Consider the following 22,898-nt stretch of genomic DNA (forward strand, 5'->3'; position numbering starts at 1 on the left):
TTGGGTTAAATGCTGAATGACGGGTACGCAAGGGCCGTGCCAGAGCGGCCAGCCATTGTGTTGTGTCATTAAGGACGCCTTCGCCGGCAAGCCGGCTCCTACAGGTTTATGCGGTCTGTAGGAGCTGGCTTGCCAGCGATGGACTCACCTCATTTCAAGAGGGGTTAGAAGAAACCCAGCGGATTGATGTCGTAGCTCACCAGCAGGTTTTTAGTCTGCTGATAGTGGTCGAGCATCATCTTGTGGGTTTCACGGCCGACGCCGGACTTCTTGTACCCGCCAAACGCGGCGTGCGCCGGGTACAGGTGGTAGCAGTTGGTCCACACACGACCGGCCTTGATGGCGCGGCCCATGCGGTAGGCGCGGTTGATGTCGCGGGTCCAGAGGCCGGCACCGAGGCCGAACTCGGTGTCGTTGGCGATGGCCAGAGCTTCGGCTTCGTCCTTGAAGGTGGTGATGCTCACCACCGGGCCGAAGATTTCTTCCTGGAACACGCGCATTTTGTTGGTGCCCTTGAGCAGCGTCGGCTGGATGTAGTACCCGCTTGCCAGGTTGCCCTCGAGTTTTTCCACCTTGCCGCCGGTCAGCAGCTCGGCACCTTCGCCCTTGGCGATTTCCAGGTACGAAAGGATCTTGTCGAATTGCTGTTCGGACGCCTGGGCGCCGACCATGGTGTCGGTATCCAGCGGGTCGCCACGTTTGATTTGCAGGACCTTCTTCATCACCACCTGCATGAACTCGTCGTAGATCGACTCTTGCACCAGTGCACGGGAAGGGCAGGTGCAGACTTCGCCCTGGTTGAAGAATGCCAGCACCAGGCCTTCGGCGGCTTTCTCGATGAAGGACGGTTCGGCCTTCATGATGTCTTCGAAGAAGATGTTCGGCGACTTGCCGCCCAGCTCCACGGTAGACGGAATGATGTTTTCGGCGGCGCATTTCATGATGTGCGAGCCGACCGGGGTCGAGCCGGTGAAGGCAATCTTGGCGATGCGCTTGCTGGTGGCCAGTGCTTCACCGGCTTCTTTGCCGAAGCCTTGCACGATGTTCAGCACGCCCGGTGGCAGCAGGTCGCCGATCAGTTCGACCAGCACGGTAATGCCCAGCGGGGTCTGTTCGGCAGGCTTGAGCACCACGCAGTTGCCGGCAGCGAGCGCCGGGGCGAGTTTCCAGGCGGCCATCAGGATCGGGAAGTTCCACGGGATGATCTGCCCGACCACGCCCAGCGGTTCATGGATGTGATAGGCCACGGTGTTGCCGTCGATTTCGGCAGCGCTGCCTTCCTGGGCGCGCAGGCAGCCGGCGAAGTAGCGGAAGTGATCGGCGGCCAGCGGAATGTCGGCGTTGAGGGTTTCGCGCACGGCTTTGCCGTTGTCCCAGGATTCGGTGATCGCCAGGGTTTCCAGATTCTGCTCGATGCGGTCGGCGATTTTCAGCAGCACCAGCGAGCGCGCCTGGGCGGAGGTGGCGCCCCATGCATCGGCAGCGGCGTGGGCAGCATCCAAGGCCTTGTCGATGTCTTCGGCCGTGGAGCGTGGGAATTCGGCAATCGGTTGGCCATTCACTGGCGAGGTATTAGTGAAGTACTGACCTTTGACAGGCGCGACGAACTCGCCGCCGATGTAGTTACCGTATTTGGCTTTGAACGAAACGATAGCGCCTTCAGTACCGGGGTGAGCGTAACGCATGGTGGTCTCTCCTTGCTTTTGTGCTTATAGGGAGTCGCGCATGTGCGCTTGCTTTAAGCGTAGAGCAAGGGCCGGGCCAGTGCGTTGCATCTCAGGTAAATCAAGACCTTGCGCGATTTTTGTCGGACAGACGGAGCGCGCCTGTGACGCATCCGGTACAGCCGACGTGACACTTTGTACCGCTTCTGGCACAGCCTGTGACTGGGTAGTCTTGCAAGCATTGCAATGCAGGCCCGGCTGGAGGATGCTCGGCATCACCTCATGCACGGGACGCCGAGCCCCGGGGAGAACAATAAGAAATGCACGACAACCATTTGAGTCGCCATGCCCAGCAAGTATTGACCGTGACCCAGGGCAAGACCCACCTGCACGGCCCCGGCAGCGATCCGTCCATCGCCCGTTCCTGGCTGCGCTGCCTTGAGGACTATCATCTCGATCCGGCGCTGAGCATCGCACCGACGGTGCTGGAACATGGCCGTGTCCTGGAAAGTCGTGAACGCTTGCAGCAGGTGCTGCACATTGCCGGCAATGAAATGACCAGCCTGCACCAGCAACTCTCCGGTGCCGGTCATGCAGTACTGCTGACCGACGCCCGCGGCGTGATCCTCAATTGCGTCACCGCGCCCGCCGAGCGACAGATTTTCGAGCGTGCCGGGCTCTGGCTCGGTGCCGACTGGAGCGAGGCCTGCGAAGGCACCAACGGCATTGGCACTTGCCTGGTGGAGCGTCAGTCGCTGACCATCCATCAGGACGAACACTTTCGTGGCCGCCACACCGGCCTGACCTGCTCCGCGAGCCCGGTTTTCGATCCTCACGGCGAATTACTGGCAGTGCTCGACGTGTCATCGGCGCGGCGCGACGTTTCGCGGCAAAGTCAGTTCCACACCATGGCTCTGGTCAATCTGTCGGCGAAGATGATCGAGAGCTGTTACTTCCTGCGCTGCTTCGACAATCAATGGCTGCTGCGTTTTCACTTGCAGGCCGAGTCCGTCGGATTGTTCAGCGAAGGCTTGCTGGCGTTCGACGGAGAGGGGCGCATTTGCGCGGTCAACCAGAGTGCGCTGAACCTGCTTGGACACATTCGCGGCGGCTTGCTGGGGAAACCGGTGGAGGCGTTTTTCGATTGCTCGCTCGATGAGTTGCTGGGGCGGGCGAGTATCAATGCCGCGGCCAGTTGGCCATTGCGTACCCGTGATGGTCGCAAGCTGTTCGCGGTATTGCGCGGTGAGGCGCGGCGGTCGCTGCCGGTTCCGATGGTGCCTGCTCCCACGGCTGCACAAGCACCGCGCCTGGCGGGCATTTGCCTGGATGATGCGACGTTGCAGGCGGACTTCCGCAAGGCCTTGCGCGTTTACGAACGCGACGTGCCGCTGCTGATCAATGGCGAAACCGGGTCGGGCAAGGAGGCCTTTGCCAAAGCGGTGCACCACGCCAGCCAGCGGGCGGAAAAAGCCTTTGTCGCCCTCAATTGCGCGGCCATTCCCGAAAGCCTGATCGAAAGCGAGCTGTTCGGTTACCGCGGCGGCAGCTTCACCGGCGCCCGTAAGGAAGGCATGCGCGGCAAGTTGCAACAGGCCGACGGCGGGACGTTGTTCCTCGACGAAATCGGTGACATGCCGCTGGCTTTGCAAACACGCTTGCTGCGGGTGCTGGAAGACCGGCAAGTGGTGCCGATTGGTGGCGAGCCGGAAGCGGTTAACGTGCGGATCATCAGCGCCACCCACCGCAATTTGCTCGATCGCGTGCGGGACGGCAGCTTTCGCGAGGATTTGTATTACCGCCTCAACGGGCTGGAGGTGGCGCTGCCAGCATTGCGTGATCGCAGTGACAAGTCGCAGCTACTCGACTTTTTGCTGGCCGAAGAGGCGGGGGCAGAACCTGTGTTGATCGACGGGCCGGCGCGGGAGGCCTTATTGGGGTTCGCCTGGCCGGGCAACGTGCGGCAGTTGCGCAATGTGCTGCGTACGTTGGCAGCTCTTTGTGAGGATGGGCGGATCGGTCTGGAAGATTTGCCAGCGATGATTCGTCAGGCGCGGCCGGTAGTGCCGACGATGGAAGTGGTGTCGGAACATCCGCTGGAAGATGCCGAGAGGCTGGCGTTACTCAGTGCGCTGGAACAGACACGCTGGCATATGACGCATACGGCTGAACAGCTTGGGGTCAGTCGCAATACCCTTTATCGCAAGCTGCGTAAGCACGGTATCGCCCGCTAATCCGAGTCGCGGCTAATCGCGGGCAAGCCCGCTCCCACAGGATCTCCGTTGTCCTTGTGGGAGCGGGCTTGTCCGCGATGGCGTCGGTGAGGGCGAAACACAAGGTGCGAATTTCCCCTCCCTAAGCTAACCTGCGGCCATGTTTTACGAGGTCGACTATGCACATTCATATTCTTGGTATCTGCGGCACTTTCATGGGGTCAATGGCGGTTCTGGCCAAAGAGCTGGGCCATCACGTGACCGGCTCCGATGCCAACGTCTATCCGCCGATGAGTACTCAACTGCAAGCCCAGGGCATCGAGTTGACCCAGGGCTACGACCCGGCGCAACTCGATCCAGCCCCTGATCTGGTGGTGATCGGCAACGCCATGTCCCGGGGCAATCCGGCGGTAGAGTACGTGCTGAACAAAGGCCTGCCTTACGTCTCCGGCCCGCAATGGCTGGCCGATCACGTGCTGCAAGGTCGCTGGGTACTGGCCGTTGCCGGTACGCACGGCAAGACCACCACCAGCAGCATGCTGGCCTGGGTGCTGGAACACGCAGGCATGGCCCCTGGCTTCCTGATTGGCGGCGTGCCGCAAAACTTCTCGGTGTCGGCGCGCCTGGGTGACACACCGTTCTTTGTCATCGAAGCCGACGAGTACGACAGCGCTTTCTTTGACAAGCGCTCCAAGTTCGTCCATTACCGTCCGCGCACGGCGATCCTGAACAACCTCGAGTTCGATCACGCGGACATCTTCCCGGACCTGCCGGCCATCGAGCGGCAGTTCCATCACTTGGTGCGGACTATCCCGAGCGAAGGCCTGGTGATTCATCCGACCACTGAGCCGGCGTTGCAGCGCGTTATCGAGATGGGTTGCTGGACCCCGGTGCAAACCACAGGTGCCGGCGGTCAGTGGCAGGTCAGGCTGCTCAGTGAAGATGGCTCGAAGTTCGAAGTGATGTTCGAAGGTGTCGCTCAGGGTGTGGTCGAGTGGGACATGACTGGCCAGCACAACGTCGCCAACGCCCTGGCGACGCTGGCCGCCGCACGCCACGTCGGTGTGGTGCCGTCCATGGGCATCGCCGCGTTGAGCGCCTTCAAGAGCGTGAAGCGCCGGATGGAGAAAGTCGCGGAAGTCCGTGGCATCACCATCTATGACGACTTCGCTCACCACCCGACCGCCATTGCCACCACACTCGACGGCCTGCGCAAGCGCATTGGCGATGCACCGCTCATTGCAATCATCGAGCCGCGCTCCAACTCCATGAAGCTCGGCGCGCACCGTGACGGATTGCCGGAAAGCGTGGTCGATGCCGATCAGGTGATCTGGTACGCACCGGCCAACCTCGGCTGGGACCTGGCGGGCACGGCGGCGCTGTGCACTGTGCCGTCGATCGTCAGCGATTCCCTTGAAGGCATCATCGAGCGCGTGAAGAGCCAGGCCCAACCCGGCACTCACGTGGTGATCATGAGCAACGGCGGCTTCGGCGGCCTGCACGGCAAACTGGCCGAGGCGCTGAAATGAACAACGGCCCGGACCGCATCACCCTGGCAATGACCGGCGCCTCAGGCGCCCAGTACGGTTTGCGCCTGCTCGACTGCCTGGTGCGGGACGATCGTGAAGTGCACTTCCTGATTTCCAAGGCCGCACAGTTGGTGATGGCCACTGAAACTGATGTCACGCTGCCGTCCAAACCGCAGATGATGCAGGCGTTCCTCACCGAATACACCGGCGCTGCCGCAGGGCAGATTCGGGTGTATGGCAAGGAAGACTGGATGTCGCCGGTGGCCTCGGGCTCCGGCGCGCCAGCGGCGATGGTGGTGGTGCCGTGTTCGACGGGTACTTTGTCGGCCATTGCCACGGGTGCCTGCAACAACCTGATCGAGCGTGCCGCCGACGTGACGCTGAAAGAGCGCCGGCAGCTGATTCTTGTGCCTCGCGAGGCGCCGTATTCGAGCATTCACCTGGAACACATGCTCAAGTTGTCGAACATGGGCGTGACAATCCTGCCGGCATCTCCGGGCTTTTATCATCAGCCACAAACCATCGACGATCTGATCGATTTCGTCGTGGCACGGATCCTTAACCTGCTGAATATCCCTCAGGACATGTTGCCGCGTTGGGGCGAGCATCATCTGACCAGCGATGAATAAGCTGCTGGTGGTGGTGCTTGCGCTGCAACTGGCCGGGTGCGCCACGGCGCGCACGCTCGATGCGGCCAAGCCGGGGGCGCCGGTGGTGTACTCGGGCACTCGCCTGGATTTGTACGCGATGAACGGCGGGTGCTGTGCCAAGGACCGTTTCGGAGCCGAAGCGCCGAGCTATCCCGGTGTCGACCTGCCGGCGAGTGCATTGCTCGACACGTTGCTGTTGCCGCTGTCGTTGTTGACGGTGATTGGCGTGAGTTTTCAGGCGACAGGTGGGTTGTAAGAGAGCAAGCCCGCTCCCACAGGTTTTTCAGCAATTGCAAAATTTGTGTACGACACAAAATCCTGTGGGAGCGGGCTTGCCCGCGAAGAGGCCCGCTCAGGCACCATAAAATTACTTGCCCAACTTCCTCAGCTCATCCGACTCGACAATCCTGACCCCGTCCTGCTCTTCCAGCGCCAGGCGCCACATTGCCCGGGCCAGTTGGCAGGCTTCGATGCCATGGTATTTGCCGGGAATCAGTCGTGATAACGGCCCGGCGAATTTCTCGCCCAGTCGCGGTTCGGTGCGATCACCCAGCAACAGCGAAGGGCGGCAAATAGTCAGCTGCGGCCAGTCTTGCGCGCGCAATGCGTACTCCATCTCGCCTTTGACCCGGTTGTAGAAAATCGAGGATCTGCGATCGGCTCCCAGGGCACTGATCACGATCAGGTGCCTTGCACCCATCTCCCGTGCGCGTTTGGCAAAGGCCACGACCATGTCCAGGTCCACTGCGCGGAACGCCTGTTCCGAGCCTGCCTGTTTGATGGTGGTGCCCAGGCAGCAGTAGGCGATGTCGACACGGCCGTTCAACTGCGGCAGAAACTCCGCCGGGTCGCCGACGGGGTTTTCAAGGTGCGGGTGTTTGGCCAGTGGCCGGCGTGAGGGGGCCAAAACCCGGGTAATCGTTGGCTCGTTAAGCAGGCGATCAAGCAGGTGTTCACCCGTTAAACCGGTGGCTCCGGCGAGCAGCACGTGCTGAGGCGTCAAGTACATAGTGTTTCTCCCTTGATACTGTTCAGCTTAGTTGCTGTTTGCATCCTTGCTTTCGATTGACGCACTTTGCAGGGCTTTTCGTGCCTGTTGTTTGCGCAGTAGTTGCCAATGCGAGAGGACGGTTTTCGGTGCCCAGATCTGCGGTTCGGATGCTTCGAAACCGTCTGCCAGCTCACGCTCGGCGACAGTGGCCTTGGCCAGTTTGAAGGCTTGGTCCAGATCATCGGTCTGATTCAGGGCCTGGGCGAAAAGTGCATCGCCGAAGTAGGTGAAGTTGGCTTCCTCCGAGCAGCCGAAGGACACCCGGTCGGCCCGCGAGGCCGTCATGATCAGGGTCCGTTCATCCTTGAGGGCGGGGATGAAACCGCCGGAATAGCAGGACGAAATCACGATGATTTTGTCGCGGTTTTTCAACGGGGCGAGAACGGCAGCCAATTCGTCGGCTGGCAAATCGGCCAGCTCCATGCGCGGCTGGTCCAGCACCAGTTCGTGTTCACTGGTGCCATGGCTGGACAGGTAGATGAAAATCAGGTCTTCCGGACCGCTACGTTCGGCCAGCGTCAAGGCGGCGCGGCGCAGGTTTTCCCGGGTAGCCATCGGGCGGTCGGCGAGGTGGTCACGATGGTTCACCAGGCGGATCTGGCCAAAGGCGCCGAAACGGGTGGTGAGCATATTGGCGACGTAGTCGGATTCGCGCAGAAATACGCTTTGCTTGCCATCACCGCCCAGGGTCAAAGAATACAGCTCCACCGCCGGGGTCGAGGGCGGAATGTTGGTCAGCGCCGAGTCGAGCAAGCGCCCCTGCGCCAGCAGGCCGAGCTCCAGAGTGTCGGGCAACAATTTGCCCTCGGCGTCGCGCACGCGCTGGCCATTGATCCAGGTGCCGCTGAGCACGGTGCCGTCGGTCAGCACCAATGTGCCGCGCCCCTGGTAACTGTCGTTGTCGAACTGGCCGGTGTAAAAGCTGCCGTCGGACAGGTTCAGTCGGCCCTGGCCGGAAAAGCGCCAGTCGTTGAACTGGCCGATGTAGTGGCTGCCGTCAGCGCCGATCAACTCGCCCTTGCCGTTCAGTGAACCTTCCTTGAACTGGCCCAGCCAGACATCGCCGTCGGCGTTTTCGTAGCGACCTTTGCCGTGCAGTTGATTGTTCTTGAAGCCGCCGACATAGATGTCGCCATCGGCGCTGTTGAACGTCCCGTTGCCTTCCAGTTGGCCGTCGACGAAGTGCCCGGTGAACTGATTGCCGTTGCCGTCGCCGCGTTGGCCTTCGCCATTGGGTTTGCCGTGGGCGAACTGGCCCTGATAGGAGCTGCCGTCCTCGAGCTCGAGGCGACCCAGGCCGGCGTATTGATCGGCCTTGAACTCTCCGCGATAGCTCATGCCGTTTTCTTTGAGTGTGCCTTCGCCGTCGCGCCGGCCAGCCTTGAAACCGCCGCTGTAACTGTTGCCGTTGGTGGTCAGTGCCCCCTGACCGTCGAACAGTCCCTGATTGAACTGCCCGCGATAGACTTCGCCATTGCTGCCATGCCATTCGCCCTGGCCCTGCCACTGGCCTTTGTCGAATTCGCCGGCGTACCAGCTGCCGTTCGGATAGTCGATGCGCCCCTTGCCTTGCAGCAAGCCATTGACCAGGTCACCGCGATAGCGTCCGCCGTCCGGCAGGCGGGCGTCGGGGGGCAAAGGTGATTCGCCGTCGCCGCAAGCGGTGAGCATCAGGGTCAAGGCAAGGAGTGCAAGTGGGCGCATAGCGGATTCCGGGCAATTAGGCGAGGGAGTATGCCGCAGCTATGTGTCCTTATATAGGGCGAGGTAGCGCGAGAAGGCGCGAAACAGCATGAGCTGCTTCGCATCCGGGAAGGTTTATACGAAGCACAGGGACAGGGGTTCGGCGATATACGCCGGTTTGTCCGAACCTTCGATTTCCAGGGTGGTGGTGGCCTTGAGCAGCCATTGGCCGGGTTTTTTCTCGATGACTTCAGTCAGGTCGACCTTGAGTCGCACTTTCGAGTTGACCTTGACCGGTTGAATGAAACGCACGCTGTCGAGGCCGTAGTTGACCACCATCTTCAAGCCTTCGGGCATGACGAGGATGTCCTCCATCAATTTCGGGATCAGCGACAACGACAGGAAACCGTGAGCGATGGTGCTGCCAAATGGCGTTTGCGCGGCCTTGACCGGATCGACATGGATGAACTGATAGTCCCCTGTGGCTTCAGCGAACAGGTTGATGCGTTCCTGATCGATGGTGAGCCATTCGGAACGTCCGAGTTCCTTGCCGACATAATCTTTGAGCTCTGCAACTGGAACATAGGGCATTGAGACTCTCCTTGGGTTCATCGGTTTTATAGTTTTGACTTGCGGGGATTTAATCTCCCGGCTTACCACTGTAGATCAACATGGCAAAACGCTCCGGTCAACTGACCATGCTTTTGGCGAATGCCGGTCTATAGCGCGAGCATGCTTATAATGCCCGGCCAATGCGGGTGACGGATTTTGCGGGAGATCTTTGATGTTGCTACGGGGCCTGACGTGGCTGGTGCTGTTCCAATTGCTTGGCACTGCGATCAATCACTTGTTTTTGCCTGTGCTGCCGGGGCCGATTGTGGGCTTGCTGCTGTTGCTGGTTTACCTCATCTGTCGCGGACAGGTCGGCGAGCCACTGAACCAGGCGGCCAGCAGCCTGTTGCGCTACCTGCCGCTTTTGCTGGTGCCGCCAGCCGTGGGCGTGATGGTCTATGCCGCCGACATTGCGGCGGATTTCTGGGCCATTGTCGGTGCGCTGGTGTTGTCGCTGCTGCTTTCGATGGCCTTCGCCGGGGTGCTGATGCAGCGCATGGTCAAGCGGCACGCTCAGCCTGAGGACAGCCAATGATCTTCGACTGGAACGGCGCCTGGACGTCGGTGATTCACCATCCGTTGTTCGGCATTGGCATTACCCTCGGCGCCTATCAGCTGGTACTGGGCGTGTTCGAGAAAACCCGCTGGATCTTTTTGCAGCCGGTGCTGGTCTCCATGTTGCTGGTGATCGGCGTGCTGGTGGGCTGCGGCTTGACCTACGCCGAGTACCGCAAGAGCACCGAGATTCTCAGCATCCTGCTCGGTCCGGCCACTGTCGCGCTGGCGGTGCCGCTTTATCTCAACCTGCGACGGATTCGGCAGTTGTTCTGGCCGATATTTACTACGCTGGTGATAGGCGGGGTGGTGGCCACGGGGATGGGCGTGTTGCTGGGCTGGTCGTTCGGTGCAGAACACATGATCCTGATGACCATGGCGCCGAAATCGGTGACCTCGCCAATTGCCATGTTGGTGGCTGAGCAGATTGGTGGGGTCGCGGCGCTGGCAGCGGTGTTCGTCTTGATTACCGGAGTGATCGGGGCGATTTTCGGTCCGGTCCTGTTGACCCGGCTGGGCGTGCATAGCCCGGAAGCCAGGGGTATGGCACTGGGCATGACGGCCCACGCGGTCGGCACGGCAGTGGCGATGCAGGAAAGTGAAGAGTGCGGCGCCTTCGCGGCGCTGGCGATGAGTTTGATGGGCGTGGCCACGGCGGTTTTGCTGCCGCTGGCGGTGTCGATGGTGGTGTAAGGAAATGTCTATGAGTCTGCCGCTTTTTCCGTTGAACACAGTGCTGTTCCCAGGCTGCATCCTCGACTTGCAGATCTTCGAAGCGCGCTATCTGGACATGATCGGCCGCTGCATGAAGCAGGGCGGAGGTTTCGGCGTGGTGTGCATCCTCGAGGGTGAAGAAGTCGGGATCGCCCCGGCCGGCTACGCGCTGGTGGGCTGCGAAGCACTGATCACCGATTTCAAACAACAGGACAACGGCCTGCTGGGGATTCGGGTTCAGGGTGGGCGGCGTTTCCATGTATTGAAAGCGGAAGTCCAGCGCGATCAGTTGACCGTCGCCGAGGTCGAGTGGCTGGAGGACGAACCGGAGCAGCCGCTGCAGGATGAGGACGCTGACCTGGTGGCATTGCTCAAGGCCCTGGCGGAACACCCTATGGTCGAAGCCTTGAACATGGGCACTGAAGCGACCGGGCAACAGTCACTGGCCAATCAGTTGGCGTACCTGCTGCCATTTGCCGAGCTGGACAAGATCGATCTGCTGCAACTTGACGATCCGCAGCAGCGACTGGATGCGATTCAGGCGCTGCTGGATGAGTTGCAGGGTGAGTTGTTTGCTTAGCTAAAAGTTACATGACGAAATGATTGTTTAAATAACTCCGATCCTCTGGTCGGAGTTTTTTTTAGCGAAAAATGTTCTGCCGATGACTGTTTGGCTGGTTTTTTTGCGTTCCAATGAATGTAATTTTGCAAAGTGATGCGGGCGGCAAGTAGCAATCAGTATCAGTTTTAGCGGAGTGCCTGCATTGCATCCTAATATTAACTGAAATAGCTTCTAGTCTCTCACATTTGGTGGGAAGAAATTAATAAGTGATGAGTGGAAAGTAAAATGAAAACAGGAAAAGTTAAGTGGTTCAATGATGAGAAAGGATTTGGGTTTGTTACGCCTGATGATGGTGGTGCCGACCTTTTTGTTCACTTCAAGGCAATAAAGTCTGATGGATTCAAGAGTCTGAAAGAAGGGCAGAAAGTATCCTTTAAGGCTGTACCAGGACCAAAAGGCCTGCAGGCGGAAGAAGTGACCATTTTGTAAAAAAAACTTGTGGCTTGTGGTGATTTGCTAGTAAGCCCTGCACCGCTTTGCTGCCGGGCTGGCTTGCACTTGGAGGAACTATGAATAATCAGAATTCGACAGACTCTGACGGAATTGAAAGCCCTACGGAGGACCTTGATGAGCAAGAGATCTTTTTTTCTATTGATCAGTCGGAGATCGACAGGCTGAAGATCAAAGCTGGTCAGCAGGTAAGCTACGAACTATGTCGAGGAGATAATGGTCGGCACTACGCGATCAATCTTGAGGTTGTTGATGTCCAGGAAAATTAACTGCGGCAACATTTCAGAAAATTGCCGCCTGTTGGCCAGGTGTGGTGAGAAAGTTGCAGTGTGAAAAGATATTTTTTTTATTGTGCGATCTATAATGCTTAATAAGTGGGAGCGGGCAAATGACAGCAGGAACAGTCAAGTGGTTCAATGATGAGAAGGGCTTTGGGTTTATCACGCCAGACGATGGCGGTGTCGACCTTTTTGTTCACTTTAAAGCAATACAGGTCGATGGGTTTAAAAGTTTGAAAGAAGGGCAGAAAGTATCTTTCAGGGCCGTTCCAGGGGCGAAAGGAATGCAGGCGGAAGACGTGAGTCCTTTGTGAAGTCCTCCTTGGGTTATGGCTAATTCAATTTCCTGGATCTCGCCATCAATCTCGAACTGATTGATGGCGACGAGGATAGATGGCTGCATGTGGCCCGTCCGTTTGTCGCCGGGGTGTGAACTAGTATGCATACCTCACTATCGCATCGGGTAAATGCCGCAGCACAAAGAAACCAAACAATGCAACCAGCGCTGGCAGTACCAGCCACCAGACCTTGGGCGGCATCGCGTTGAGTGAAGTCCGGCGCTGACTCAGCCACAGGCTGGCCGCACACACGCACGCTGCCAGCATCGCGCCTGCCAACACGTCCGTTGGCCAGTGTGCCCCGAGGTACACCCGCGACAGGGAAATCGCCAGTGCCGGCAGGCAACCCACCAATAGCCAGGTCAGACGCATTCGCGGTGGTTGTCCGCGGCCAGCCAGTACGGCGAGGGTCAGGAACAGCGCAAAGGAGCCCGAGGCATGGCCGCTGGGCATGCTGTAGCTGGTCAGTGGATCGCTCAGCACTTCCGGACGTACACGGGCGAAGAAATTTTTCGTCGCAGTATTGGCCAGGGCGGTGCCCAGCAGGGTGCCGCAGGCGAAAATCGCCTGTCGCCATTGCCGGGTCAGCAATAGCAATGCTGTCAGCAGCGCGCTGAAAATCAGCATGTTGCGGAATTCGCCAATCAGCGTGAACACCACAGCCACTTCATCAAGCATCGGGCTTCGATGCTCCTGTACCAGCGTCATGACGCCCTGATCCAGTGCGGTGAGGTGTGAATAGCCGATGAACAGTCCCGCCAGAATCAGCAGGCTCATGCCAGTGATGAGCATCGTGGCCCTGCGATGCCGGCGCAGGCTGCTGGTTGCGCTTAGCCCGATCATCACCGCGACACTGCCGGCGACGATGCCTGCCTGTGGCCAGAAACCTTCCGGCAGCGGCAAGCGAATTGCCGCACCGGTGGCCCAGCCCGGCAGCAGATAGGCCACCGACCAGCCGGCCCCCGCGAGCAGGCTGACGGCGAAGAAGCGCGGGAAGGGCATGTCGAACATCCCGGCCACCATCGGCAGCATGGGTCTTAACGGTCCGATGAAGCGCCCGACCAGTAGGCTGGCGATTCCGTAACGCTGGAAGTAGGATTCGGCTCCGGCAATCCACTCCGGGTGATTGCGCAAGCCCGGCAGGCGTCGGATATTCTGATGGAAGTGGCGTCCGAGGAAATACGAAACCACATCGCCGAGCACGCCGGCGAGGAAACCCAGGAGCAAGGTCTCGCTCAATGACAGCGCGCCGCTGCCGGCCAGTACGGCGACGGCGAACAATAAAACCGTGCCAGGTATGATCAGCCCGGCGATGGCCAGGCATTCGACGAAAGCCACGATGAACACCGTCGCCGCCAGCCATTGCGGATTGACCGCCAGCCAGTTGGTCAAGCTATCGAGCCATTGGCCCATAAACACAACTCCATTGAATGTTCGATTACTCCTTGTGGGAGATTCTATGTTGCAGGGGATTCCTTCAGCTTCAAGTTCCGGACAATGTCAGGTCAGCATAAAATAATCGTGCCCTTCGACCTGCCCCCGTCGCAGCGGGTTCCGCGTGCACCAGGCCGCATAGGCCGCGTCGACGAAGCGGTACATCAGGTGTTCGTCGCGCCCATGGGGAATGCCCAGGCGCGCGGCCTGGATAACATGGGAGGGCGTCTGGCCGACGTCTTCCACCAGCAGTACGTCATGGTCGAAGCGCTTGGCGTCCCAGACCGGCACCTTCAGGCCCAGGGACTTGCATAACAGAGTTTGCCCCGCGCAGAGCTTTTGCGACGGGCGAGGGCGGCCTTGGGCGTCGGGGTTGTTCAGCAGCATTTGCGCCAGGCTCGAAGGACCGCTCAGTTCATCGACCCAAGGGTAGGCGGACTTGATCAGCACCGCATTACCCGGACCCTGGGCGCTGAAGTTCAGCGAGTCGCCGCCGCGGGCGTAATACATATAGATGTGCCCGCCGCCCAGAAACAAAGCCTTACGCTTTTCTGTGTAGCCGAGGGATGCGTGGCTGCCTTTTTCCGCGCAGTAATAGGCTTCGGTCTCGATAATTCGGGCGCTGAGCCACAGGTCGCCCACTCGATGGCGAATGACTTTACCCAGTAAATCCCGGGCCAGAACTTGGGCGTCGCGGTCGAAAAACGCGTCCGGAAGGCCCTTGGGAAGGCTCATGGCGGACGTTCGAACAGTCAGATTGGACATGATGACCGGCATTTGTCAGGGCTGAATGAGTCGTGATGATAACAATTTGCAGCTTAATCCCGGCTGAACGTCGGCAATTTGCCCTCCATTTCGACCATCCGCCCGTCACCGCTGTTAGTCCCGGGACGCGACAGCTATAATCTGCCGCTTTACTCTTTACCAAGACCTAATCAAAGACCACTCCAGACCATGACTGAGTCCGTTCTTGACTACATGACCCGCCTGGGTCGCGCTGCACGCGAAGCTTCCCGCGTGATCGGCCGTGCCAGCACCGCGCAGAAAAACCGCGCCCTGCAGGCCGCCGCCAATGCGCTGGACGCTGCCCGCGCCGAGCTGTCAGCGGCCAATGAGCTGGATTTGGCCGCCGGTCGTGCCAATGGTCTTGAGCCGGCCCTGCTTGAGCGCCTGGCGCTGACCCCGGCGCGTATCGACGGCATGATCGTCGGCCTGCGTCAGGTGGCAGCCCTGCCGGACCCGGTCGGCGCGATCCGTGACATGAGTTTCCGCCCGTCCGGTATTCAGGTCGGCAAGATGCGCGTGCCACTGGGCGTGATCGGAATCATCTACGAGTCGCGGCCGAACGTGACCATTGATGCCGCCAGCTTGTGCCTGAAGTCCGGCAACGCGACCATCCTGCGTGGCGGTTCCGAGGCCATTCATTCCAATCGAGCCATCGCCGCCTGCATTCAGCGTGGCCTGGCCGAGGCCGATCTGCCGGCCGCGGTGGTGCAAGTGGTCGAAACTACGGATCGCGCTGCCGTCGGCGCGCTGATCACCATGCCTGAATACGTCGATGTCATCGTGCCGCGCGGTGGCCGTGGCCTGATTGAACGCGTCAGCCGTGATGCCCGCGTACCGGTGATCAAGCATCTGGACGGCATCTGCCACGTTTACGTGAGTGAGCACGCCGATCTGGCCAAGGCCCAGCGCATCGCGTTCAACGCCAAGACTTACCGTTATGGTATCTGCGGTGCCATGGAAACGCTGCTGGTCGATCACACCGTCGCCAGCGATTTCCTGCCGGCGATGGCGGCACAGTTCCGCGAAAAAGGCGTCGAGCTGCGCGGTTGCGAGCGTACCCGGGCAATCATCGATGCCGTGGTCGCGACTGAAGAAGACTGGAGTACCGAATACCTGGCACCGATTCTGTCGATCCGTGTAGTCGACGGGCTGGGCCAGGCCATCGAGCACATCAATCATTACGGTTCCCATCACACCGATTCGATTGTCAGTGAACACCAGGGCGACACCCGGCGTTTCGTGGCTGAAGTCGACTCCTCGTCGGTGATGATCAATACCCCGACGTGCTTCGCCGATGGCTTCGAATACGGATTGGGTGCCGAGATCGGCATTTCTACTGATAAGCTGCACGCCCGCGGCCCGGTGGGCCTCGAAGGACTGACCTGCGAGAAGTACATCGTGGTCGGCGACGGGCAGTTGCGCGGACAGGAGCCGGCCTGACTTGGGCGACTTCGACCCGTCAGCCCCGGTCACCGTCAGCGAGCCAGCCCCTCGCCGCATTGGTGTGCTGGGCGGAACGTTCGACCCGGTGCACATCGGCCATTTGCGCGGTGCGCTGGAAGTCGCCGAAACCCTGGCCCTCGATGAGCTGCGTCTGGTGCCCAGTGCCCGGCCGCCCCATCGGGATACGCCGCAGGTGTCGGCGAAAGACCGTCTGGCGATGGTCGAGTGCGCGGTGGCCGGTGTGGCACCGTTGGTGGTGGACGCCCGCGAATTGCAGCGGAACAAACCGTCCTACACCATTGATACCCTGGAACTGATGCGCGCCGAACTGGCCGTATCCGACCAGGTTTTTCTGCTTTTGGGCTGGGACGCTTTTTGCGGCCTGCCCACTTGGCACCGCTGGGAAGAGTTGCTCCAGCATTGCCATATCCTGGTGTTGCAACGCCCGGATGCCGACAGCGAACCGCCGGATGCCTTGCGCAACCTGCTGGCAGCGCGCTCGGTGAGCGACCCGCTGGCCCTCAAAGGGCCGAGCGGACAGATTGCATTCGTCTGGCAGACACCGCTCGCGGTATCCGCCACCCAGATCCGTCAACTGCTGGCCAGCGGTAAGTCGGTACGTTTCCTGGTGCCCGACGCGGTCCTGGCCTACATCGATGCGCACGGACTCTACCGTGCGTCGAACTGAATAGGAGTGCCTCAAGGCACGTGGCAACAACGTGTATTGAAGCGCCCGAACATACGAGCAAAACGAGTTTTATATGACGAACAACGACGTAAACAAAGTTAAGCGCAAAGGCACGTTCAAGAGTGCCCCGCTGCCTGAGAAGGTCCTCGCTGCCGAGCCACCTAAAGGCGACGAGCTGGTGAAGATCGCCGTAGCCGCCCTGGAAGACGTCAAGGCCCAGGACGTGCTGGTCATCGATGTTCGCGACAAGCAGAGCATCACTGACTACATGATCATCGCCACCGGTACGTCCAACCGCCAGATCGGCGCGATGCTGGACAAGGTCCGCGAGGCCGTCAAAGCCTTGGGTATCAAGCCGCTGGGTGAAGAAGGCAAGGGCGACAGCGACTGGGTACTGTTGGACATGGACGACGTGATCGTCCACATGATGACCTCCAATGCCCGTCAGTTCTACGACCTGGAGCGCCTGTGGAAAGGTGCCGAGCAGAGCCGTGCGGCCGATGGCAAGCACCACAGCCCTGAAGTTGGTCACGAGCACTTCAACAAGCTCAACAAAGACCAGGAATAAGGGACCGCTGTGCGACTGCGACTGATCGCCGTCGGTTCACGCATGCCCAAATGGGTGGAAGAAGGCTGGCATGAGTATGCCAAGCGTCTTCCGTCCGAGCTGGCGCTGGAACTGGTGGAAATACCGCTCAATACCCGTGGCAAGAACGCCGACGTGGCCCGTTTCATCCGCCAGGAAGGCGAAGCCATGCTGGCCAAGGTCGGGCCGAACGAGCGGATTGTCACACTCGAAGTTCATGGCAAGCCCTGGAGCACCGAGCAACTGGCGGTCGAGCTCGATCGCTGGCGGCTGGACTCGCGCACCGTCAATTTCATGGTCGGCGGCCCCGAAGGGCTGGCGCCGGAAGTCTGTGCCCGGGCTGACCAGCGCTGGTCGTTGTCGCCGCTGACCTTGCCGCACCCGCTGGTGCGGATTCTGATTGGCGAACAGTTGTACCGTGCCTGGACCGTGCTGTCCGGTCACCCTTACCACAAGTAATTCTGCCCTCATGTCCCAGCCGATCCGCATCAAGGACCACGAAAAAGACGCCCGTCTGGTGCGTGGCCGCGTCGTGTTCGGGGCCATTGCAGTGGTGGCGCTGATTGGCGTGCTGATCGCGCGTCTGTATTTCCTGCAGGTGATCCAGTACGAGTACCACTCGACCCTGTCGGAAAACAACCGCGTTCATGTGCAGCCGATTCCGCCTACCCGTGGCTTGATTTTCGACCGCAACGGCGTGGTGATTGCCGATAACCGGCCCAGCTTCAGCCTGAGCATGACCCGCGAGCGTTCCGGCGACTGGCAGCAGGTGCTCGACGTGATCGTCGAAGTGCTGGAACTGACGCCCGAGGACCGGGTGATCTTCGAGAAACGCATGCGTCAGGGGCGCCGGCCGTTCGAGCCGGTGCCGATCCTGTTTGAGCTGACCGAAGAGCAGATCGCCAGGATCGCCGTGAACCAGTTCCGCCTGCCGGGCGTGGAAGTGGTCGCACAGCTGGTTCGGCACTATCCCCAGGGCGCGCACTTTGCGCACTCGGTGGGTTATATGGGGCGGATCAACGAGAAAGAGCTGAAAACCCTCGATCCGGTGAGTTACAGCGGCACCCATCAAATTGGCAAAACCGGCATCGAGCGTTTCTACGAGCCGGAATTGCACGGTCAGGTGGGTTACGAGGAAGTCGAAACCAACGCTCGGGGCCGTGTATTGCGGGTACTCAAGCGTACCGAACCGATTTCCGGCAAGGACATCGTCCTGAGCCTGGACATCAAATTGCAGGAAGCCGCTGAAGCTGCGCTCGGTGGTCGTCGTGGTGCGGTGGTGGCGCTGGACCCGAAAACCGGCGAGGTCCTGGCGATGGTCAGCCAGCCGAGTTTCGACCCGAACCTGTTCGTCACTGGCATCAGCTCCAAGGCCTATGCCGAGCTGCGCGATTCCATCGACCGGCCGCTGTTCAACCGCGTGCTGCGCGGTCTGTACCCACCAGGTTCGACCATCAAGCCGGCGGTGGCGATTGCCGGCCTGGACTCCGGCGTGGTGACGGCGTCGACCCGAGTGTTCGACCCCGGTTACTACATGTTGCCCAACTACGATCACAAATACCGTAACTGGAACCGTACCGGCGACGGCTTTGTCGACCTCGATACGGCGATCATGCGTTCCAACGACACCTACTTCTATGACCTGGCCCACAAGCTGGGGATCGACCGGTTGTCGGCGTACCTGAGCAAGTTCGGTATCGGCCAGAAAGTCTCCCTGGACATGTTCGAAGAGTCGCCGGGGTTGATGCCGACCCGGGAATGGAAGCGTGCGACGCGTCGTCAGGCGTGGTTCCCCGGGGAGACACTGATTCTCGGTATCGGTCAGGGCTACATGCAGTCGACGCCGTTGCAACTGGCCCAGGCCACCGCGCTGGTGGCCAACAAAGGCATCTGGAATCGTCCGCACCTGGCCAGGACTATTGAAGGCGAGAAGCCGGTGGATCCTAACCCGATGCCTGACATCATCCTGCGCGATCCGGCGGACTGGACCCGGGTGAACCACGGTATGCAACAGGTGATGCACGGCGCCCGCGGTACGGCGCGCAAGGCCTCGATCGGTGCGCAGTACCGGATTGCCGGCAAGAGTGGTACGGCCCAGGTGGTTGCGATCAAGCAGGGTGAGAAGTACGACCGCTCCAAGGTGCAGGAACGCCATCGCGACCACGCCTTGTTCGTTGGTTTCGCACCGGCCGACGATCCGAAAATCGTGGTCTCGGTGATGGTCGAGAACGGTGAGTCGGGCTCTGGTGTCGCCGCGCCAGTGGTGCGTCAAGTCATGGACGCCTGGCTCCTGGACCAGGACGGTCGGTTGAAGCCCGAATACGCCAGCCCTATCAGTGCAGAGGCAACAGCCCGTGATGAATAATTTTGATCGCATGCTCTCCAGCGAGGATGTGATGCGTCGCCGTGCAACACTGTTGCAACGAATGCACATCGACGGCGTGTTGCTGATCCTGCTGCTGACGCTTGCCGCCGGCAGCCTGTTCGTCCTGTATTCGGCCAGTGGAAAAAGCTGGGATCTGCTGGCCAAACAAGCCACTTCGTTCGGCATCGGCCTGGTGTCGATGATCGTCATCGCCCAGTTCGAACCGCGTTTCATGGCACGTTGGGTGCCGGTCGGCTATGTGATCGGAGTGTTGTTGCTGGTGGTAGTGGACGTCATGGGCCACAACGCGATGGGGGCCACGCGCTGGATCAACATCCCCGGTGTCATCCGCTTCCAGCCATCGGAGTTCATGAAGATTCTGATGCCGGCAACCATTGCCTGGTACCTGTCCAAGCGCACCTTGCCGCCTCAGCTCAAGCATGTCGGTATCAGCCTGATGCTTATCGGCATTCCGTTCATTCTGATCGTGCGACAACCGGACCTCGGCACTTCGCTGCTGATCCTGGCCGGCGGTGCTTTTGTCCTGTTCATGGGGGGCTTGCGCTGGCGCTGGATCCTCAGCGTGCTGGCCGCTGCCGTGCCCGTGGCCATCGCCATGTGGTTCTTCATCATGCACGACTACCAGAAGCAGCGAATCCTGACGTTCCTCGACCCGGAGAGCGATCCGCTCGGTACGGGCTGGAACATCATCCAGTCCAAGGCGGCCATCGGCTCCGGTGGCGTATTCGGCAAGGGGTGGTTGCTGGGCACCCAGTCGCACTTGGATTTCCTCCCGGAAAGCCATACCGACTTCATCATTGCGGTCATGGGTGAAGAGTTCGGTCTGGTGGGAATCTGCGCGCTGTTGCTGATCTACCTGCTGTTGATCGGCCGCGGCCTGGTGATTACCGCCCAGGCGCAGACATTGTTCGGCAAGTTGCTCGCGGGCAGCCTGACCATGACGTTTTTTGTTTATGTTTTCGTCAACATCGGTATGGTCAGTGGCCTGTTGCCGGTGGTGGGGGTGCCGTTGCCATTCATTAGCTACGGAGGAACTTCGCTGGTGACGCTGCTGTCAGCGTTTGGGGTTTTGATGTCGATCCATACCCATCGCAAGTGGATCGCGCAGGTTTGAATAAGGTGAAATTTTCAATGCAAGTAATGCGTGGCTGGGCGACTCGATATGCGCCATGGGTCGGCCTGGTAAGCATCCTTGGTACCGTGCAGGAAGCGTTGGCCGGCGACTACGAAGGCTCACCCCAGGTGGCCGAATTCGTCGGTGAAATGACCCGCGACTACGGTTTCGCCGGTGAACAGTTGATGGGCGTGTTCCGCGAAGCCGAGCGCAAGCAGTCGATTCTGGACGCCATCTCGAAACCCGCCGAACGGGTCAAGCAGTGGAGCGAATATCGCCCGATGTTCATCACCGATGCGCGCATAGCCCGGGGTGTGGACTTCTGGCGTCAGCACGAAGCGGTGCTGGCCCGTGCCGAGCAGGAATACGGCGTACCGGCGCAGGTGATTGTCTCGATCATCGGCGTTGAAACCTTTTTCGGCCGTAATACCGGAAATTTCCGGGTGATCGATGCCTTGTCGACCCTGGGTTTCGACTATCCTCCCCGTGCCGAGTTTTTCCGCAAGGAATTGCGCGAGTTCTTGCTGCTGGCCCGCGAAGAGCAGGTCGATCCGTTGACGCTCAAAGGCTCCTACGCCGGCGCAATGGGATTGCCACAATTCATGCCGAGCAGTTTCCGCGCTTATGCGGTGGATTTCGACGGTGATGGCCATATCAACATCTGGACCAACCCGGACGATGCCATTGGCAGTGTCGCCAGTTACTTCAAGCGTCATGGCTGGGTCGCCGGCGAACCGGTAGTCAGCCGCGCCGATGTGCGTGGCGATCAGGTCGACGAGGGTTTGACCACAGGAATCGAACCGGCGAAAACCGTCGGGGAGTTGCGAGCCCTGGGGTGGTCAAGTCATGATGCGCTGCGCGATGATATGCCGGTTACCGCTTTCCGCCTGGAAGGCGACAGTGGCTCCGAGTACTGGATGGGCCTGAAGAATTTCTACGCGATCACGCGTTATAACCGCAGCGTGATGTACGCCATGGCCGTACATCAACTGTCTGAACAGCTGGTCCAAGCACGGGGCGTCAAGTAATGCGGGCATTGCCTATCAATAAACCCCTGAAGCTGATGGCACTCGCCGCGTTGGCAGTGCTGGTCGCCAGTTGTTCGACCAGCCGTGCACCGGCCCAGAAGTCCTCCATCGCCGTGCGCTCGACGCCGGGGCTGGACATCAACCGCGCCCACAAGGATGGTGCGCCATGGTGGGATGTCGATGTTTCGCGCATCCCGGACGCCACGCCGACCCTGCATACCGGCCCGTACAAGGCCAGCCCGTACTCGGTATTGGGTAAAACCTATTTCCCGCTGCAAGAATCCAAGACCTACGTGCAGTCGGGCACGGCGTCCTGGTATGGCACCAAGTTCCACGGCCAGAATACCGCCAATGGCGAGGTGTATGACCTGTACGGCATGAGTGCCGCGCACAAGACATTGCCACTGCCAAGTTATGTCCGGGTGACCAACCTGGACAACAACAAGAGCGTGATCCTGCGAGTCAACGACCGTGGGCCGTTCTATTCGGACCGAATCATCGACCTGTCCTACGCCGCCGCCAAGAAGCTCGGTTATGCCGAAATCGGCACCGCGCGGGTCAAGGTCGAGGGCATCGATCCACAGGCGTATTGGGCGGCCAAAGGCCGTCCGGCGCCTTTGATGCTCAACGAGCCACAAGTCGCGCAGAATAGCGCCCCGGTGATCACGGCAGCGGCCGGCACCGTCGAGCAATGGACACCGCCGCCGCAGCAACACGCCGCCGCGGTGGTACCGATGCAGCTTGATGCAAAAAAAAACGCTTCTGTACCAGCCTCTGGCCAGTATCTGCAGGTGGGCGCGTTCGCCAACCCGGACGCTGCAGAACTCCTGAGATCCAAGCTCAGCGGGATGGTGAGCGCTCCGGTGTTCATCAGCTCGATCGTGCGCAATCAGCAGACCCTGCATCGGGTTCGCCTGGGCCCGATCGGATCGCCGGGTGAAATCCAGCAGGTGCAGAACAGTGTGCGCCTGGCCAATCTCGGTTCGCCGAGTGTGGTCACTGAGTAATACGTAGTACTTGATTGACGGTTCGCTTGCGATTTGGGGGGCGGACCAGGTTGTTGGCTCTTCAAAG

The 22,898-nt window shown here is 60.0% G+C and carries 24 protein-coding genes; 18 read left to right on the plus strand and 6 right to left on the minus strand.

The window, feature by feature from the left end:
- Positions 1–164: 164 nt before the first annotated feature.
- Positions 165–1,685, minus strand: a complete 1,521-nt coding sequence (exaC, locus tag PMI31_RS27030; RefSeq protein ID WP_007994183.1) for an acetaldehyde dehydrogenase ExaC — start codon at positions 1,683–1,685, stop codon at positions 165–167.
- A 299-nt stretch (positions 1,686–1,984) separates the two neighbouring features.
- Here exaC and PMI31_RS27035 point away from each other — a divergent pair, with 299 nt between their 5' ends.
- The 4 genes from PMI31_RS27035 to PMI31_RS27050 all read left to right on the plus strand — a co-directional run bounded on the left by PMI31_RS27035 (position 1,985) and on the right by PMI31_RS27050 (position 6,312).
- Positions 1,985–3,898: a sigma-54-dependent Fis family transcriptional regulator gene (locus PMI31_RS27035; protein WP_008022893.1), complete on the plus strand. Its 1,914-nt coding sequence runs from the start codon at positions 1,985–1,987 to the stop codon at positions 3,896–3,898.
- A gap of 158 nt (positions 3,899–4,056) precedes the next feature.
- Entirely contained in the window at positions 4,057–5,406 is a 1,350-nt protein-coding gene (mpl, locus tag PMI31_RS27040) for a UDP-N-acetylmuramate:L-alanyl-gamma-D-glutamyl-meso-diaminopimelate ligase (protein ID WP_008022899.1), read from the plus strand.
- Positions 5,403–6,035, plus strand: a complete 633-nt coding sequence (gene ubiX / locus PMI31_RS27045) for a flavin prenyltransferase UbiX (protein WP_008022902.1) — start codon at positions 5,403–5,405, stop codon at positions 6,033–6,035. The genes mpl and ubiX overlap by 4 nt, the downstream gene beginning before the upstream one ends.
- Positions 6,028–6,312: a YceK/YidQ family lipoprotein gene (locus tag PMI31_RS27050; RefSeq protein WP_008022904.1), complete on the plus strand. Its 285-nt coding sequence runs from the start codon at positions 6,028–6,030 to the stop codon at positions 6,310–6,312. Before ubiX ends, PMI31_RS27050 begins: the two co-directional genes overlap by 8 nt.
- Positions 6,313–6,423: 111 nt before the next feature.
- Here the strand turns inward: PMI31_RS27050 and PMI31_RS27055 are convergent, their stop codons facing one another.
- From PMI31_RS27055 to PMI31_RS27065, 3 genes are all read right to left on the minus strand, one after another.
- A complete protein-coding gene (locus tag PMI31_RS27055) occupies positions 6,424–7,065 on the minus strand; it encodes an oxidoreductase (protein ID WP_008022905.1) in 642 nt (213 codons plus the stop codon).
- 27 nt (positions 7,066–7,092) lie between these two features.
- Positions 7,093–8,811 carry a C13 family peptidase gene (locus tag PMI31_RS27060; RefSeq protein WP_008022906.1) on the minus strand — a complete coding sequence of 573 codons (1,719 nt, stop codon included), beginning with the start codon at positions 8,809–8,811 and terminating at the stop codon, positions 7,093–7,095.
- Between the two features lie 114 nt (positions 8,812–8,925).
- Positions 8,926–9,381, minus strand: a complete 456-nt coding sequence (locus PMI31_RS27065) for a MaoC family dehydratase (protein ID WP_008022907.1) — start codon at positions 9,379–9,381, stop codon at positions 8,926–8,928.
- Positions 9,382–9,574: 193 nt separating this feature from the next.
- Between PMI31_RS27065 and PMI31_RS27070 the strand changes: the two genes are divergently transcribed.
- The 6 genes from PMI31_RS27070 (at position 9,575) to PMI31_RS27095 (ending at position 12,335) form a co-directional block, all read left to right on the plus strand.
- Positions 9,575–9,937 carry a CidA/LrgA family protein gene (locus PMI31_RS27070; protein ID WP_008022908.1) on the plus strand — a complete coding sequence of 121 codons (363 nt, stop codon included), beginning with the start codon at positions 9,575–9,577 and terminating at the stop codon, positions 9,935–9,937.
- Positions 9,934–10,650, plus strand: coding sequence for an LrgB family protein (locus PMI31_RS27075; RefSeq protein ID WP_008022909.1), 717 nt, complete (start codon positions 9,934–9,936; stop codon positions 10,648–10,650). The genes PMI31_RS27070 and PMI31_RS27075 overlap by 4 nt, the downstream gene beginning before the upstream one ends.
- Positions 10,651–10,660: 10 nt before the next feature.
- Positions 10,661–11,251 carry an LON peptidase substrate-binding domain-containing protein gene (locus tag PMI31_RS27080; RefSeq protein ID WP_008022910.1) on the plus strand — a complete coding sequence of 197 codons (591 nt, stop codon included), beginning with the start codon at positions 10,661–10,663 and terminating at the stop codon, positions 11,249–11,251.
- A gap of 267 nt (positions 11,252–11,518) precedes the next feature.
- The gene (locus PMI31_RS27085; RefSeq protein WP_043302684.1) at positions 11,519–11,722 is read left to right on the plus strand and encodes a cold-shock protein; all 204 of its coding nucleotides are present in this window, start codon (positions 11,519–11,521) and stop codon (positions 11,720–11,722) included.
- Positions 11,723–11,802: 80 nt separating this feature from the next.
- A complete protein-coding gene (locus tag PMI31_RS27090) occupies positions 11,803–12,012 on the plus strand; it encodes a hypothetical protein (protein WP_008022911.1) in 210 nt (69 codons plus the stop codon).
- A gap of 119 nt (positions 12,013–12,131) precedes the next feature.
- Positions 12,132–12,335 carry a cold-shock protein gene (locus PMI31_RS27095; protein ID WP_008022912.1) on the plus strand — a complete coding sequence of 68 codons (204 nt, stop codon included), beginning with the start codon at positions 12,132–12,134 and terminating at the stop codon, positions 12,333–12,335.
- Positions 12,336–12,455: 120 nt separating this feature from the next.
- Here the strand turns inward: PMI31_RS27095 and PMI31_RS27100 are convergent, their stop codons facing one another.
- The gene (locus PMI31_RS27100) at positions 12,456–13,772 is read right to left on the minus strand and encodes a bifunctional DedA family/phosphatase PAP2 family protein (RefSeq protein WP_008022914.1); all 1,317 of its coding nucleotides are present in this window, start codon (positions 13,770–13,772) and stop codon (positions 12,456–12,458) included.
- An 87-nt stretch (positions 13,773–13,859) separates the two neighbouring features.
- Positions 13,860–14,558, minus strand: coding sequence for a DNA-3-methyladenine glycosylase (locus tag PMI31_RS27105; protein ID WP_043302688.1), 699 nt, complete (start codon positions 14,556–14,558; stop codon positions 13,860–13,862).
- A 189-nt stretch (positions 14,559–14,747) separates the two neighbouring features.
- On the opposite strand from PMI31_RS27105, the gene PMI31_RS27110 reads away from it, so the two are divergent.
- From PMI31_RS27110 to PMI31_RS27145, 8 genes are all read left to right on the plus strand, one after another.
- Entirely contained in the window at positions 14,748–16,019 is a 1,272-nt protein-coding gene (locus PMI31_RS27110; protein ID WP_008022918.1) for a glutamate-5-semialdehyde dehydrogenase, read from the plus strand.
- 1 nt (position 16,020) lies between these two features.
- Positions 16,021–16,710: a nicotinate-nucleotide adenylyltransferase gene (gene nadD, locus PMI31_RS27115; RefSeq protein WP_008022919.1), complete on the plus strand. Its 690-nt coding sequence runs from the start codon at positions 16,021–16,023 to the stop codon at positions 16,708–16,710.
- Between the two features lie 73 nt (positions 16,711–16,783).
- Entirely contained in the window at positions 16,784–17,278 is a 495-nt protein-coding gene (rsfS, locus tag PMI31_RS27120; protein ID WP_008022922.1) for a ribosome silencing factor, read from the plus strand.
- Positions 17,279–17,287: 9 nt separating this feature from the next.
- The gene (rlmH, locus tag PMI31_RS27125) at positions 17,288–17,755 is read left to right on the plus strand and encodes a 23S rRNA (pseudouridine(1915)-N(3))-methyltransferase RlmH (protein WP_003185785.1); all 468 of its coding nucleotides are present in this window, start codon (positions 17,288–17,290) and stop codon (positions 17,753–17,755) included.
- Between the two features lie 10 nt (positions 17,756–17,765).
- On the plus strand, positions 17,766–19,661 hold the full coding sequence (gene mrdA, locus PMI31_RS27130) for a penicillin-binding protein 2 (protein ID WP_008022923.1): 1,896 nt from the start codon (positions 17,766–17,768) through the stop codon (positions 19,659–19,661).
- A gap of 31 nt (positions 19,662–19,692) precedes the next feature.
- The gene (rodA, locus tag PMI31_RS27135; RefSeq protein ID WP_052037671.1) at positions 19,693–20,796 is read left to right on the plus strand and encodes a rod shape-determining protein RodA; all 1,104 of its coding nucleotides are present in this window, start codon (positions 19,693–19,695) and stop codon (positions 20,794–20,796) included.
- Positions 20,797–20,813: 17 nt separating this feature from the next.
- A complete protein-coding gene (gene mltB, locus PMI31_RS27140) occupies positions 20,814–21,824 on the plus strand; it encodes a lytic murein transglycosylase B (protein WP_008022927.1) in 1,011 nt (336 codons plus the stop codon).
- Positions 21,824–22,831 carry a septal ring lytic transglycosylase RlpA family protein gene (locus PMI31_RS27145; RefSeq protein ID WP_008022929.1) on the plus strand — a complete coding sequence of 336 codons (1,008 nt, stop codon included), beginning with the start codon at positions 21,824–21,826 and terminating at the stop codon, positions 22,829–22,831. The genes mltB and PMI31_RS27145 overlap by 1 nt, the downstream gene beginning before the upstream one ends.
- Positions 22,832–22,898 lie beyond the last annotated feature (67 nt).

The sequence above is a fragment of the Pseudomonas sp. GM55 genome (assembly GCF_000282395.1).
GTDB classification, from domain to species: domain Bacteria; phylum Pseudomonadota; class Gammaproteobacteria; order Pseudomonadales; family Pseudomonadaceae; genus Aquipseudomonas; species Aquipseudomonas fluorescens_CC.

Coding starts and splice junctions, on each gene's coding strand:
- exaC (WP_007994183.1), bottom strand. CDS start 1,685: ATGCGTTACGCTCACCCCGGTACTGAAGGCGCTATCGTTTCGTTCAAA.
- PMI31_RS27035 (WP_008022893.1), top strand. CDS start 1,985: ATGCACGACAACCATTTGAGTCGCCATGCCCAGCAAGTATTGACCGTG.
- mpl (WP_008022899.1), top strand. CDS start 4,057: ATGCACATTCATATTCTTGGTATCTGCGGCACTTTCATGGGGTCAATG.
- ubiX (WP_008022902.1), top strand. CDS start 5,403: ATGAACAACGGCCCGGACCGCATCACCCTGGCAATGACCGGCGCCTCA.
- PMI31_RS27050 (WP_008022904.1), top strand. CDS start 6,028: ATGAATAAGCTGCTGGTGGTGGTGCTTGCGCTGCAACTGGCCGGGTGC.
- PMI31_RS27055 (WP_008022905.1), bottom strand. CDS start 7,065: ATGTACTTGACGCCTCAGCACGTGCTGCTCGCCGGAGCCACCGGTTTA.
- PMI31_RS27060 (WP_008022906.1), bottom strand. CDS start 8,811: ATGCGCCCACTTGCACTCCTTGCCTTGACCCTGATGCTCACCGCTTGC.
- PMI31_RS27065 (WP_008022907.1), bottom strand. CDS start 9,381: ATGCCCTATGTTCCAGTTGCAGAGCTCAAAGATTATGTCGGCAAGGAA.
- PMI31_RS27070 (WP_008022908.1), top strand. CDS start 9,575: ATGTTGCTACGGGGCCTGACGTGGCTGGTGCTGTTCCAATTGCTTGGC.
- PMI31_RS27075 (WP_008022909.1), top strand. CDS start 9,934: ATGATCTTCGACTGGAACGGCGCCTGGACGTCGGTGATTCACCATCCG.
- PMI31_RS27080 (WP_008022910.1), top strand. CDS start 10,661: ATGAGTCTGCCGCTTTTTCCGTTGAACACAGTGCTGTTCCCAGGCTGC.
- PMI31_RS27085 (WP_043302684.1), top strand. CDS start 11,519: ATGAAAACAGGAAAAGTTAAGTGGTTCAATGATGAGAAAGGATTTGGG.
- PMI31_RS27090 (WP_008022911.1), top strand. CDS start 11,803: ATGAATAATCAGAATTCGACAGACTCTGACGGAATTGAAAGCCCTACG.
- PMI31_RS27095 (WP_008022912.1), top strand. CDS start 12,132: ATGACAGCAGGAACAGTCAAGTGGTTCAATGATGAGAAGGGCTTTGGG.
- PMI31_RS27100 (WP_008022914.1), bottom strand. CDS start 13,772: ATGGGCCAATGGCTCGATAGCTTGACCAACTGGCTGGCGGTCAATCCG.
- PMI31_RS27105 (WP_043302688.1), bottom strand. CDS start 14,558: ATGTCCAATCTGACTGTTCGAACGTCCGCCATGAGCCTTCCCAAGGGC.
- PMI31_RS27110 (WP_008022918.1), top strand. CDS start 14,748: ATGACTGAGTCCGTTCTTGACTACATGACCCGCCTGGGTCGCGCTGCA.
- rsfS (WP_008022922.1), top strand. CDS start 16,784: ATGACGAACAACGACGTAAACAAAGTTAAGCGCAAAGGCACGTTCAAG.
- mrdA (WP_008022923.1), top strand. CDS start 17,766: ATGTCCCAGCCGATCCGCATCAAGGACCACGAAAAAGACGCCCGTCTG.
- rodA (WP_052037671.1), top strand. CDS start 19,693: ATGCGTCGCCGTGCAACACTGTTGCAACGAATGCACATCGACGGCGTG.
- mltB (WP_008022927.1), top strand. CDS start 20,814: ATGCAAGTAATGCGTGGCTGGGCGACTCGATATGCGCCATGGGTCGGC.
- PMI31_RS27145 (WP_008022929.1), top strand. CDS start 21,824: ATGCGGGCATTGCCTATCAATAAACCCCTGAAGCTGATGGCACTCGCC.